The following is a 13,656-nucleotide window of genomic DNA, read 5'->3' as shown; positions in this document are numbered from 1 at the left end:
TCATATGCCTAACTCACAAGACTTCGCTGTAATCATCGGTATCAAGGATTATGTGGCACTGCAACCTCTCACAGCTCCCGGCACTGATGCACTGTTATTTGCAGATTGGTTGAAAAGCACTTCAGGCGGGGATCTGCCACCAGATAATTGCAAGTTGATTTTGTCCAGTACCGATCCGCTGCTTCCCTTGCAGGACCAGGTGGATCAGGCATTTCAGGATATTTTTGATGCAATTTCCGCTTCGGATATTAAACCGAGAAGACTATATTTTTACTTTAACGGTCACGGGCTGGGAATCAACACAAATGAAACTGCGCTTGTACTTCCCAAATGGACATACGATTTTCGCGACTATGCACTATCGTCCTCCAGGTACAAACAGCACCTGGTTGACAAAGGCTTGTTTGCAGAAATTTTTATTTTCCTTGACTGCTGCAGGAACAGGATCGCAGGAGTTGAAGGCGCAAAGCCCTACTTTTCTAATGCAAGGCCTGCCACGGCCTCAGCCACAACAAGTACTTTCGTTTTTTCTGCAACTGAGTTTGAGTCCAGCGCTTTTGAAGTAACGAATAATTTACAACCGGGAAGTCCCCAAGCTAATGGCCTATTCACTACTTCGCTGCTTTCTGGTTTAAAAGGCGGCGCGTGTGATACTTCTAAGGGCAATCGTATTACAGCAGAAGGCTTGCGCGATTTTATTAGCAGTGATTTGCCGGCTCTTGCCGCGAAAAAAAATCTGGTTCAGGTTCCGCGATACGATGCTCAGAATACCACGGGAGATGTAACGATTTGTGAATCCCGGGTAGCGCAATTAGTATCAGTGACAATTACATTTAAAAACCCGAATCAACAGGTGAAGCTAGAGGATCCCAATCTTGGGGAATTACACCAGGGCGATTCCTCCACGCCGTTTACCATATTGCTGCAACCTGGCAGATATTATATCAGTTTGTCTGATGATAGTGGCATTCAAAAAATAATTGTTCCATCTGACCAAACTCAATTCACATATGAATACTGACACAAAGACCCTTTCATTCAAATTCACGGTTAGGGGAATCTTGGCGGAATTTGTATCACTCCGACTTTTCGATGGATCCGACAGAGAGGTAACCCAGAAATATGAAATGTTGTCTGAAATCTTAGAACCCGGCTTTTATAAATTAAGAATTGAATTTAACGAATTTGTCAAAGACAATATTTACCGGGTTTCTACAGACATTGATGAAACCTATGACCAGCCAGCATCCTGGTCTTCTATGGTTTCATCAGGATTTGCTTCTTCACATGAATATTATGCAAAGCCTTTCATACAATATAGCAAAGAATTTACAGCGTCCGTTAACAAAGACAAATCAACGGAAGTTGGAGGGTTGCTTTTATTCATACGATACCCTGATGTAAAAGCGGCTGAGGAAAAGCATGATCTCTATGAAAATTTTTATATCCTGAACGATAAAAGAGAAATATTATTTAAGCTGGATGCCAGCAATACTGCGAACGATAAGAACTATGGCTGGATGGCATTTCACGTTGCCCTTGAGGAAGGTAATTATTCCATTGTTTATAACGGAGAAGTGAAAACAGAAATGCCCCTGTTCATATTCCAAAATTGGCAAACGCAGTTATTTATGATGTATAAGGATATGCCACTGTTTAGTACAGCAAGGATACTAATAGTTAGAGATGGTAGCGGTTTTCGGGAGAACGAAATAACTCAGCTAAAGTTGGATGCCCTATTGCAAAAGATACAGAATGGAATTTATTATGTACCACCGTCATTGATTAGAGAAGCAGCGCATGGTAAATGGGAGAACCCTGTATTGGCTATCGCCGTTGCTTATTGTTATCTGTTGAGTAATGATACAGAACACAACGACCTGTTTCTAATTATACTGAGGAATCTGGAAAATAAAATTCTTAGAAATCATTTTGCTTCGGATATCCTTGCGCTCAGATTACTTTCCGACAGTCATTCAGGTAAAGCGATAGACCCAGAAATTAAAGTATCGCAGCCTCCAATGTTTCTTGTTGGTATGAAAATCCTTATAAACCATTCTGTTCAATTGCCGGATTTGTTTGTTGCCGGCAGTGCAGCAGAAAAAGCAGTGGCCAAATTGAAGTACGACACAGTACTAACGTCATACGAACCCATAACCGACATTAAACAGCATTCAAAACAAGAAAAAGCAAATCGCAGAGGAAATGAGGCGCCGTCAATCGAGGAATCTCCTTCTGATAAATCAATTTCGCCACAGCAGAATGAAATCGTACTGAAACTAAATATCTCATTGAATTATATTCCATTTTTTTCTGCTAGCGAGTCAGATCATTCCAATTGGATATCCAATTCAATTTTCAACCATCTATCGAATGCCGATCCCGGTAATGGACCAGTAGACATTAATTCGATCGCTTCGCAACTAAGTATTACACCAAACCTTGTTCGCGAGCATTTGAAAGATATGCCTAACCTGGAATACCTTTCTAAGTTCTTTCAGAGCCAAATTCCGAATGCAGGAAATATTAATCCTAACGCGGTGAAAAACTTCGCCACCAATATGGCAGCGCTTAATGCCACGCTTTCGAAACCAAAGGATAATGAAATATAGATTGTTAGTCTTGACGAAGTTTCGATTGCTAAACGTGAAAGGTTTTGGAAAAACATCGTCATCCATGCAATTCTATTATGCAAGACTGATCTACTGGACACAACAAAGCAACAATCTGAGAAATTGAACTAACACGATGTATCAGATTGTTGCTTTGTAATAATAATCTAGTCTGGTGCCTATACCGCGCTGTTGATTTTATCAAAAAATTCTTGACAATAAATTTAGCGCATTACTCGTCATCACCCTGTCCACAACTTCCTCAGGCGTAACGGTTTTATTTCTCTCCTGTTGCAATGGGCAAGGTGTTTTCGTACCCTTCAGGTAATTGTAAACATGCATCAATAAGTAGTCATCCAAATCGTCGAGTTCTTTGGCGGTCCAATAACCATTGATGGGGTCGATGATGCCATCGTAATCCGTACCCAATGACTGAATCCCCCATGCATAACGTCCATTCATATCCAGCAACTCAGCAATATGCCGAACCTGGTTCCATACAAGTTTAGCCCAGGCATACAGTATATCACGTTTGCTGGTATTACCTCTCGCCTTTCGTAATTCGGATTTAGAGCCAATGCGCCTTTCGTCAAGCTGAATACCGAATACCCCATTCGTCTCCTCTATTTTCAATATTTCATCATCAAAGAAATTAATAGAGTTCGTCATATAAAGACCTTCCTGTGACGCAGGCGTAACATTCTGCCCTCCGGGAGAAGACAACCCTGTAACACCACCATGGCTTACAATAACCGGGATGTTTTTTCCAGGATAGTTCTTTAATAAATCAAAATATTGTAGCCTTGCCTGGCGGCTCATATGTTTAACATCAATATAAATCGGTGGTACGCTTTTGCCCTCCTCATCCGTTTGATCTTTTAACATTGCATCGATCACCTGCACGCCTGCCTGAAAAAGACCCTGCTCCATTCCGTTTGTTTGATCGGCAACACATCTAACAATCCCCGCAAGACTTTCTGAATGTCCACTCAGGCCATTCCAGAAATGATGCGCAAATGTCATAAACAGAGGTTTTATTAATCCGTCCTTACCTTCCCGTAACTCCTGCACCCTTTGTAACGTTATTTTTAACTTATCCTCAGGCACTCCCGCCGGATAGGTATTCCACGGTTCATAACAGTTCATTTCCTGATCAAATACATGTGCTCCTTCTATGGTAGGAACAAATACAATCTTGGTTTCTCCCAACGCACCCTCTTTATCTGCCTCCTCAATATCTGTATAAGAAGATGCAATAACATAGCTGACTTTCTTGCCGTTCACTTTTATTTCTTTATTCTCGCAGAGACGCAAAAAGTTCATATCAATTTTAAGATCTTCCCAGTAACTATCCATTGCCTGTATATGATCAATTCTTTGCTGTCCAAATTCCGTGGCAAGTTTTGTAAGTGTATCGGACTCGATGCCTTGTCCGAGCTTATTGATAAAAAATCCTTTTTCCTGCGGATAAAAGGACAAACAAACAACAGCCACTCTCCCCTGTATGAGACTGTTTCCGTCACTTTGAATAAAGTTTGTTAACCCCAAAACATAGTTTTTAGCCTTGTCGAAAACAGACGGAGCGTCTCTATGCCAGATAGAAGTTGAGTCATTGGGACTTTCGCTTTGCTCCCCAGGAGTCTTCTTAAAACTTCTGGCAAATGCTTTGATAGAAGGATGACAATGCATGTCTACAAAGAAATGAGACTTCATACGATGAGTTTAGGTGATAAAATAAATAAAGAAGGCGCTTAAAATCATGAGCCGAAACCAGTGGGCAACTACAAACTTGTCGCCATGTTACAATCAAGTCATAACATAACTACTAACAAAACAAATACCGGGAAGTTCAGTTGTGAAAGAAGTAAGCGGAACTATTTTTTAAAAACCAATAGCACTAAGCTATACAAATATTTCACCTCTTGCAATAGCAACATGTAAGCTTAATACACCTTCGTATAAACATCAGTGCTGCGTGTATTTAAATCACAACCTATACCACATACTCAACCTTAAAAAAATATTTTCACGATTTCTTTTCTGGTCTTTTATTTCCAAGATTTTTTTTATAGGTTTATAATATACACCCTAAACCCATCCCCTTCGTAAAACTTCTGATTTCGGCTTCCTCTTTCGAATAACAAATTGCGTTTCATTGTTATTTGCAAACAATGATGCTGATCGAGCTATGCTATGCCTCAAACGGCGATTCGATCTACCAGGCAATTGGATGAGATTATTAAATCCACCTAACTATAATTTAGTTTTATATGGACAGAAAAAAATTCCTGGTCACAAATACTACGCTATTGGCGGGATGTGTGATAGTTCCTGGCCTGCCACATGCTTTAATGGAAATTTTGAAAAAGGCTGATTTCTCATTGGAAACAGCGGCTATAAATAAAGCGATAAATTATAAGCTGGATAAGCTGTTTGAGTGGATGAGGTCAAATGGTTGGATTGACTATTTAGAAGAACTTAGTGGTAAAAAGTTAAACGGAAACATAAATGACCTTTTGCCGACGCTTACCGGCGAAATAAGTCGTGAAAAAATTACAGTCTTGCGAGCAACCAGGGGCTTTGAAGATTTTGCCGGCAATCGGTTAATTACGCCTGGTTTCCCTGCATTCAGTCTTATCTATCACGCATTGGCGAGTTCCAGGGTGAAGCCAACCCGATTAAAGGATTACTGCGGCCTGGAGCAATTAGATATTCTTGAAGCTGCGATCTATGCACTTTCAAATTGGGAGAAGTTGAAATCCTATTATGGAATTAACCCCGGTGAAAAACTGGTACTTGCAGTGTTCGCATACGAATATCGTCCTTCTTTTAAAACGCCCCATCATAAGTACGCCGACTTGGTATTCTCGAGAACGGGAGTTGGTCGCATTGGAGACGAGCCCTATCACTTTGATCGTATTAATCGATGCTTCGTTAATAAACCGTCGGATATTTCCAAAATAAAACATGCGGCTGTGATCCCGGCAAGATTTGGAGTTTTCATTGCACGAAAAGTAAAGAATATTGACGTTTCATTGATGACAACCGGCATTTATAAACAAGGTGACCTCCACAATGACAGTGAAGATAAAAACAGATATTTCCTTCAACCTATCAGAAAAATATCCATGGAGGATTCACTGATCGGTGGAAACAGAATTACATATTCGGAGACTCATCGGAGTGAAAAATTACATTCTCTTTTTACAAGACAAAAACTCGAAGCACTAAGTGGAATAATCCCGGAAATAAAGACATCTGAAGATCTGGTGATACCAGCTTCCCAAACGGGGATAGGTTCATCTTTCCTTGCAGTATCGAAGCCGCAGCAACTCATAAGAACAGCTTCTGCCAAAGGAAATATTATTTATTTCAAAGTTCCTAAAGACAGAGGTGAAGATAGATTTTACAATTCATTCAATACTCAGGAAGTGGAAGACATTGAACTTTTATCACAAGGTGCAAGAAGTCCAAACGAATATGATCACCCAAGAAACCAGGCTCTGTTTGTTAATGTTACTCATGAATTGCCCGACACGCTGAAAAGAACTGAATACCGGCAGATACAGAGAGAAATGAATAGCGAGTTCGAAAAAGCAATTGCTGATGGCGACTATTATTCGCCGGCATTTGAAGATAGTATTTGCGATGGTTGTGTAATGGCTTCAATTCCTTCCCTGGAAAAAGCTATTCTTCCGGATGTAGAAACGATAGAGATTTTGCCGGCATTCTCAGTTATAACAGCTCCTGACTTTTTTCCACTGGTCGACAATTTTGATCTTATAGACTACGATATTGCTCCAGGTAATGCCAGGACCAGTAATTTTTATGAAGGAGGCATTGCCAGTTTGGCTATAGCAAGACTAAGCCCAAACCCTAAATCGATACCAGCCTCAGGAGATCCCACGATTGACACTTACACATCGGTGATGTCTGCATTGCCTTCGAAAGATTCTTATATATGTCCGCCACATCTTAGCAACTTGCCAGATGATAAAACTTACTATAGCTCGGGTTTCCTGCCCGACGCATCTTCGTCTGTATTTGCGCCCGGATGGGACATTACTTATGCCGGTGAAAACGATAGACTTTTTCTAAGTACGGAAGGCCTCGGTTCGCCCTTTATTGAAGACATGAAACTATGTTCAGCAATGAATGGAATGTGGCCGGCAGCTTCGCCCGACGCGTCCAGAACTTACCAGGGCTCACTACAAAAACAATATAGAAATCCTACCGCAATTCCCTTATTAGATGAAGAATTGGGGTTTCACGGCAGAAGCCAGGAATCTCCACTCTCTGCGACTTTCGGATGGGATGGTGAACAAGGACCTTTTATAGAAAAAATAAAACAAAAATGGAAAGTAAATTTTACTGATCTGGCGAGGGCTGATTGTGTGCAAAATGCATTAGATGACAGGTTAGACTTTTCAAAACTAAGGGAAATAACCAGTGCAGAATTAATCCAGCGCATGGCTTGCCTGAAATTATGTATCGAAAGATTACCAAAGGTTGATTTTCGATCAGGGGAAGAAGGAACACTCTCGACGGGATATACATATCACTGGTTGGTGAGCGCCGAGAAAGTAAATTGGGGAATTGAAAATGCCAATGCCTGGGGCATACCTCCCACACTTGTTGGTTCTAACAAGGAATGGATCACGTTGAAAGAAAATGCAAAAGTAAAAGGCCTCGGCTACCTCTTTGTATTTGTTGACACTGTTAAAGACCAACTCAAAAAAAGAGAATGGGCAGACTATAAGAGGCGCCGGCTGGATTGCCAGAGAATATACATATGTGAAGTAACCAGTGAGAATATAGTATATGGAAAAATAATCGGCAATTCTATTGATTGGCAACCCTAATTTAAATATGTCTTCTTTTGATATCATAATCATCGGCGCAGGTCCATCAGGATGCATTGCCGCTATTACTGCAGCCAGGCATAACTACAAAACTTTGCTTATTACGAGCAAACAAAAGTTCGAGCCCAATAACTTATTACCTGCTTCGGAAAGCATTCATCCTGCATGCCATACTATGTTAACAAAATTAGGACTGGCGCATTGCATTGAAAAATCTTTCAGGGGCACATACAGTTGTATACAAACCGGAACTAATGTTGCAGGTTTTTTCGAACAAAAGTTACCCAATGGCCTCCATATCAATCGCAAAGTCTTTGATGAGGAGTTGCTGGCTTATGCTAACAAGTGCGGCGTTAAAATTCTTTTTGATGAAGTAGTTGATTTCACATACGAACATAATAGCAGCCGCATTTCCGGTATCACTACAAGTTGTGGATTGCGTTACACTGCTTTCTACACTATTGACGCTAGTGGCCGTAAAAGACTGGGTGGAAGAAAGATGAAATGGCAGGAAAAACATTTTTCACCGCCACTGGGAGTTTGGACCGGGACAGCAGAATCTGATTGTGCTCAATACAAAGCTACTACAACTCATTTTATACCGAATGAAGACGGATGGCTTTGGTTAGCTCCTGAAGCGAATGGTTTGGTTAGCTGGACCAAGCTTTCACGCAATTCGAAAGATCCACCATTTGAGATTACAGGCTTAAAGAAAATCCAAAGGACAAAATTTGCCAATATGCGTTGGCGCATTTTCAGGCCAGTATGTACCGAAGGATTGATCCTGACCGGTGACGCTGCGGGCATAATCGATCCGGCAGCTGGAAGAGGAATTTTAAACGGTATTATTTCCGGTGTGCTGGCGCTGGAGGCAATACCCAAAACGAAAACTAACCCTGTAAGAGAAGCTATTTATCTTTTTGACTACGATAGTTGGTTTCTTAACACATATATGAGCTGTGTAAAACAATTGTCTAAATATTATCGTGACCATAACATCAATTTAATGTAACGCCTAAATCGAACAACATGGAGGATTATGTAATGCCACTTGTGGTTATACTTATCGGAGGCTTGTTTGCTCCGTTGTTAACTCAACTGATTGAGAAAACTTACGAATCAGTTTCTCATTCAGAACCACTAAAAAAGCCAGAAGTCTATGAATCCAAGGAAATAAAAAGAAAAAAATGGTTGAAATTTTTTGCATTTGCTGTCCTAATGCAGCTTATACTTTTCACCGGGTTCTTTTTCTTAAGCAAGCTCGTCTACTACGATAAAAATTATTTTTCTACTTCTGAAAGAGAATTAATCAGAACCGGTCTGAAAAAAGGGAAAGACTATGTAATTCCCAAGATGACCATACGTATTTTTTCCGAGCGGCCTAAAACCGCGGGATTATACAAAGATTCCTGCTCGGGGAATGCGATAAATTATTGCATGCTTGTTTCAATTTCATACGAGGTCATCGCATTACGGGCCTATAACTCCGAAAAGATATTTTCTGAAGAATACAATGCTCTCTATGCCAAAAATGTGGTAAGAGAACCGGGAAGTGAAGAAGAGGGTCCTGACGGTGATCCTAACGCTATTCATCTTATTTATGATTTAAAAACAAGCATGGCAAAATATGAGCGTAAAACAATTACAACCCGGGCCGATTATCTCTATGACACATTAGCGGCAAGTCGGGAATTTTTTAAGAGAGTATTTACCGGCCGCAATTTTGATATGTTTTACTATTATAATAAAGAAGATGATGTAATTGGGGAGATCGAGTTTCAAATTATTAGTCGTAGTTTAAAATTTGACAATCCAAATACTGATGACGCTTTGTATGAAAAAGCCTCCGGTCAAATAACAGCTATAAAGCCCGATCTTATTTTAAGCAATGAAGCAGTAGGCTGTATGCAATTCAATATCCTTACATGTAAGATTCCAAGACTAAACTATAATGACAAATTCGGCATTCGTTGGAAATGGACAAACTGAGATCCATGAAGAATCTAAGAACGGCTAAGGGCTAGTTGCTCCTTTCCAGAGACAGAACAAGGACTTAGCCTTTCATTTCGTTGCAGATTGATAATTGCATCTTCTATGAAAAGGAGATCAGTTTTTTTATGAGTGCCAACTTCACAAGTTCTGCCGTATTTTTTGCATTGAGCTTCATCAATAAATTCTTGCGATGGGTATCAATGGTGGAGGCACTTACAAAAAGTTTCTCAGCCATTTCATTGTTTGTCAAACCCTCTGCAATCAGCTCCAACACTTCCTTTTCGCGGCGCGTAAGTACAGGTGCATCATCCGCGGCCTCGTTACTGCGCAACATCTGTGCAACCTCGTGCGAGAGATAAGCCCTGCCTTTCATCACCGTTTCAAAACTATCCATTAACTCCTTCTGCGTTGCATTCTTAAGCACATAGCCCGAGGCTCCATTTGCCATCATCTTCTCGATAAAACTCTGCTGGTTGAAAGTGCTCAGTCCGATCACACACACAGTGGGGTACAGTGTCTTAATTTCCTTGCAGAGATCAATACCACTTTTATCCGGTAGATTAATGTCAAGCAAAATGATATCGGGTAGTTGCTGTTTTAAAAATGCAAGGCACGACGCTGCATTGGTGGCATGTCCCAGCCACACCACATTTTTTTCATGCTGAAACAATGAACGAATTCCTTCTATCACCATGTAATGATCGTCAACAATAAAAATCGAAATTGCCATTAGTTATTGTTTATTTCTATATGAACAGATGTTCCTTTGCCTTCCTCAGAGCGAACGTCCAGCTTGCCTTTCAGGAACTCTATCCGGTTTTGAATATTACTCCATCCAATCCCTTTCGCACGCTGAAGAATCGCTGTGTCAAATCCTTTTCCATCATCTTCCGTGGTAATTGAAATGGTGCCATCGGTTTTTGTTAACTGCACGATAGCCTCAGTGGCAGCGGCATGCTTTATAGTATTATTGATCAACTCCTGCACTATACGATAAATGGTAATGGACACCGTTTGATCAATCGATTGATCTGCCAATCCAAACGACTGATAACTGACTTTCAATGCGCCACTCTGATTTATGTCATTGCAAAAATCTTTCAACGCTTCGTCAAGGCCAAATTTCACCAAAGATTCAGGCATCATGTTGTGCGCCACACGACGCATTTCTCTGATGGAACTATCCAACATATCCATGCTGCGTTCAAATGACTGCATATTTTCCGGCGTCATTATAAGATTCTCTTTCATAGTTTGAAATGAGTATTTAATGCCCGACAACATTCCTCCCAAACCGTCGTGAAGGTCCTTAGCCAGGCGGGTTCTTTCCTGCTCTTCACCTTTAAGTACCGCTTCCGTTGCTGCGAGTTTCTTTTCAGTTTCCAGCTCTGCAATCCGCTGCTGCTGCAGCTTTTGCTTTTGCTTGTAGTTGCGGTAAGAAAGTGTGAAAATGATCAGTATTATAATGGCACTCGCTATCAAAATATAATTTAGGATATTTTTCTGTTTAATCGACAATGCCTGCAATTGCCTTTCTGCCTCCAGTTCCTTTATCTTGCCTTCCTTTTGTTTGGTTTCATATTTTTTTTCCAGCTCCTGGTTATTCTTTTGTATCTGTTCGTTCAACAAACTATCCGACAGTAACGCACCTTTTGTTTCATATTCCTCTCCCAGCTTCAAGTTGTGCATACCGTAGGCAATCGACGCCAGTACATTGTATACCTTTTCCCTTTGTATCCTTAGGTTATAGCTATTCGAAATGGCCAACGCTTCCTGTGCCTTCTTCTCTGCCGTACCATAATCATTTACCGACATGTAGTGAAATGCGAGTGCCTTTGTTGCTATCAATTCACTTTCATGCAGATTCAACTCGCGGGAAAGCGCTATCGCTTTATCTACGTACGGCTTCATTTCCTTGTACCTTCCCGATTGAAAATATACATCAGTGATATTCAGATAACCGGTAGCCTCCATGTTTTTATCATCCACACTTTTGGCAATCTCCAATGCTTCGCGATAACATTTTTCAGCCTTGTCAGAAAGCATTTTCTTTTGATAATTAATCCCCAGGTTCATCAGCGAAATGCCCAAAAGCGCCGGTATATCCAGCTTCCGAAGTATTCTTACTGATCGTTCGCCATACTCAACACCCTTATCATACTGATGCAATTCCGTAAAAAGATTTTGCAAAATATCATCGCCCTGTGCCTGGATCCTGTCATCTTTATAATTCGCAAATATCACTTTTCCTTCTTCATAACATTTCACCGCATTTTCAAAATCGCCCATTACACGATACGAGCTGCCTGTGTTAAACAAGGTCTTTGCGAGATAAAGCGAATCCTTTATTTTCCTGGAAAGCTCTACAGACGTTTTGTTGATCATGAGCGATGAATCATAGAACCCCTGCATATTCAAAACAAACGTGTAGTTTGCTGCAAACTTGATCAGGCCTCTGGTGTATCCTATCTTTTCACTTAAATCCCGGGCCGCCCGGTAATATTGTTTTGCAGCCTCTGGTTCGTTAGATTCATATTGCTGACCAATATTAATGTACAGCAACACCTTGTTTGAGTCTTCTTTTGCCAAAGGCAAAAGTTTCAACAAACTGTCTCTGTTCATCAGATCCTGCGCTTTCACAGGTAAGTATAAAGTAGTTAAAATGAAGGCCGAGAAAATTAACCGCATTTGGTAAAATAACTGTTTACTCCCACTTTACAAATTAACCACAAAGCATTCCTTTACGCCATCCCTGTTTTCCATGATTTTTACTAATGGAAAATTGAAAGTTGAAAGTTGAAAATGGGAGGGCAATTTGAGGATTTGAAAATTATGATACTCGCCTGTGCTGGGCTTGTGGGCTCGTTGATGGTGTGACAGGGCGAATGCGATTCGCCCCTACGGCATTCCCCATTTTCAAATTCCCAAATTTTCAAATTGATGAAATTCATGTTTTTCGGGGATATGATTCCGCTTCGCTGGAAAATATTTTTACATTCTAAACGAAACACAATGAAATATTTTCTCCTCCTCCTAACCGGATTATCAATAACCTCTATCTCCTTTGCCAAAAGCTGGAGAATTAATAATAACGCAGGTGTAAACGCAAATTTCACCAGTATTTACGATGCTGTAAACAGTGCGAGTGTAACAAATGGAGATAGCTTGTATATTGAACCAAGCGTTGTCGATTATGTAACCAACAGCATGACGATTGGCAAGAGACTCACTTTCATTGGACCTGGTTATTTGCTCGACCCGGCCAGTACAAATGCACCGGGCAATAGCGGCCTGCAGGTTTTAACAGCAGATAGCCGTTTAGGATTTCTTCGTTTGAATGCAGGTGCCAGCGGTTCCAAATTCATCGGCGTTACCTTAACGGGGATGTACTTTAATGGCGCCAGTAATGTAACCTTTGAAAGAGTTGGTTTTACAGGAAGCCCTTATTTTGAAAGCGGCACCAATGATGCAATAACTTTCAGAAAATGCTTTTTCTTAAACAATGGTTTTAGTAATGCTGCTGCCGTAATCATTACAAACTTTGTTTGTGAGAACAATGCTTTTTACGGCTATTGCAACATAGGGATGGATCAATTGACAGGCACCGGAAATCTTTTTAGAAACAACAGTATTTATGGCAGCGCATATGGTGTTGTGTTGCTAAATACATACATCGCAAACAATATTTTCGGCACCTATGCTAGCTGTACTTTTACCAACAGCACCGTTAAAAACAACTTGTTTCAAGCCAATCAAACATTGTCCGGCACGGCAACAGGAAACACACTCAATGTTGACATGAGCACTGTATATGTCGGAGGCAGCACAGGCAGTCTTGACAGTCGGATGGTGCTTAAAGCAGGCTCACCCGCTAAAGGAACCGGCCTCACTGTAGGCACTGTTGTAAACCCTGACATGGGCGCATTTGGCGCAACCGATCCATACAGGCTTTCAGGCATTCCCAATATTCCCAGCATTTACACATTGACTGTGCCTACTTCCATCCCATCAGGTAGTGCAACCATGAACATAACTTTTAGCACCAGGAACAATAACTAGTAACGGTTTCGAACAAACAACACCGCTGTTACAAAAATCCATCGGAGAAGGTCAACAACACAACGTTGCCTTCTCCATAGATTCATTTTGCCGCAAGCACCACGGCAAACTGGTTGGATCATGCCAACAAT

9 protein-coding genes are annotated in these 13,656 nt (G+C 40.9%); 6 read left to right on the top strand and 3 right to left on the bottom strand.

Annotated elements, in window-relative coordinates; translation table 11 throughout:
• Positions 1-4 precede the first annotated feature (4 nt).
• Entirely contained in the window at positions 5-1,021 is a 1,017-nt protein-coding gene (locus tag KTO63_RS25255) for a caspase family protein (RefSeq protein ID WP_217794931.1), read from the top strand.
• Positions 1,011-2,612 carry a hypothetical protein gene (locus KTO63_RS25250; protein ID WP_217794929.1) on the top strand — a complete coding sequence of 534 codons (1,602 nt, stop codon included), beginning with the start codon at positions 1,011-1,013 and terminating at the stop codon, positions 2,610-2,612. Before KTO63_RS25255 ends, KTO63_RS25250 begins: the two co-directional genes overlap by 11 nt.
• Positions 2,613-2,813: 201 nt before the next feature.
• Here KTO63_RS25250 and KTO63_RS25245 read toward each other — a convergent pair whose 3' ends face one another.
• Positions 2,814-4,325: an amidohydrolase family protein gene (locus KTO63_RS25245; protein ID WP_217794927.1), complete on the bottom strand. Its 1,512-nt coding sequence runs from the start codon at positions 4,323-4,325 to the stop codon at positions 2,814-2,816.
• 557 nt (positions 4,326-4,882) lie between these two features.
• Between KTO63_RS25245 and KTO63_RS25240 the strand changes: the two genes are divergently transcribed.
• Genes KTO63_RS25240 through KTO63_RS25230 form a run of 3 tightly spaced genes read left to right on the top strand, consistent with a single transcriptional unit; the run spans position 4,883 to position 9,463 of the window.
• Positions 4,883-7,474 (top strand): hypothetical protein, encoded by a 2,592-nt coding sequence (locus tag KTO63_RS25240; RefSeq protein WP_217794924.1) that lies wholly within the window; start codon positions 4,883-4,885, stop codon positions 7,472-7,474.
• Positions 7,475-7,481: 7 nt separating this feature from the next.
• Positions 7,482-8,486 carry an NAD(P)/FAD-dependent oxidoreductase gene (locus KTO63_RS25235; RefSeq protein ID WP_217794922.1) on the top strand — a complete coding sequence of 335 codons (1,005 nt, stop codon included), beginning with the start codon at positions 7,482-7,484 and terminating at the stop codon, positions 8,484-8,486.
• Between the two features lie 17 nt (positions 8,487-8,503).
• Entirely contained in the window at positions 8,504-9,463 is a 960-nt protein-coding gene (locus KTO63_RS25230; RefSeq protein ID WP_217794920.1) for a hypothetical protein, read from the top strand.
• 103 nt (positions 9,464-9,566) lie between these two features.
• On the opposite strand, the gene KTO63_RS25225 is transcribed toward KTO63_RS25230, so the two are convergent.
• Positions 9,567-10,196 (bottom strand): response regulator, encoded by a 630-nt coding sequence (locus KTO63_RS25225; RefSeq protein WP_217794918.1) that lies wholly within the window; start codon positions 10,194-10,196, stop codon positions 9,567-9,569.
• Positions 10,196-12,154 carry a tetratricopeptide repeat-containing sensor histidine kinase gene (locus tag KTO63_RS25220; protein WP_217794916.1) on the bottom strand — a complete coding sequence of 653 codons (1,959 nt, stop codon included), beginning with the start codon at positions 12,152-12,154 and terminating at the stop codon, positions 10,196-10,198. Before KTO63_RS25220 ends, KTO63_RS25225 begins: the two co-directional genes overlap by 1 nt.
• Before the next feature lie 324 nt (positions 12,155-12,478).
• Here KTO63_RS25220 and KTO63_RS25215 point away from each other — a divergent pair, with 324 nt between their 5' ends.
• Positions 12,479-13,525, top strand: a complete 1,047-nt coding sequence (locus KTO63_RS25215; RefSeq protein ID WP_217794914.1) for a right-handed parallel beta-helix repeat-containing protein — start codon at positions 12,479-12,481, stop codon at positions 13,523-13,525.
• The last annotated feature ends 131 nt before the right edge of the window (positions 13,526-13,656 follow it).

This window comes from Pinibacter aurantiacus (assembly GCF_019130065.1).
GTDB classification, from domain to species: Bacteria; Bacteroidota; Bacteroidia; order Chitinophagales; family Chitinophagaceae; genus Pinibacter; species Pinibacter aurantiacus.
The sequence above is the reverse complement of the archived record's forward strand: the minus strand, read 5'-3'. Positions and strand labels throughout refer to the sequence as shown.

Bases quoted from the DNA above. Each gene is read 5' to 3' on its own strand.
- KTO63_RS25230 (WP_217794920.1), top strand. From the start codon at position 8,504: ATGGAGGATTATGTAATGCCACTTGTGGTTATACTTATCGGAGGCTTG.
- KTO63_RS25215 (WP_217794914.1), top strand. From the start codon at position 12,479: ATGAAATATTTTCTCCTCCTCCTAACCGGATTATCAATAACCTCTATC.
- KTO63_RS25255 (WP_217794931.1), top strand. From the start codon at position 5: ATGCCTAACTCACAAGACTTCGCTGTAATCATCGGTATCAAGGATTAT.
- KTO63_RS25235 (WP_217794922.1), top strand. From the start codon at position 7,482: ATGTCTTCTTTTGATATCATAATCATCGGCGCAGGTCCATCAGGATGC.
- KTO63_RS25245 (WP_217794927.1), bottom strand. From the start codon at position 4,325: ATGAAGTCTCATTTCTTTGTAGACATGCATTGTCATCCTTCTATCAAA.
- KTO63_RS25250 (WP_217794929.1), top strand. From the start codon at position 1,011: ATGAATACTGACACAAAGACCCTTTCATTCAAATTCACGGTTAGGGGA.
- KTO63_RS25225 (WP_217794918.1), bottom strand. From the start codon at position 10,196: ATGGCAATTTCGATTTTTATTGTTGACGATCATTACATGGTGATAGAA.
- KTO63_RS25220 (WP_217794916.1), bottom strand. From the start codon at position 12,154: ATGCGGTTAATTTTCTCGGCCTTCATTTTAACTACTTTATACTTACCT.
- KTO63_RS25240 (WP_217794924.1), top strand. From the start codon at position 4,883: ATGGACAGAAAAAAATTCCTGGTCACAAATACTACGCTATTGGCGGGA.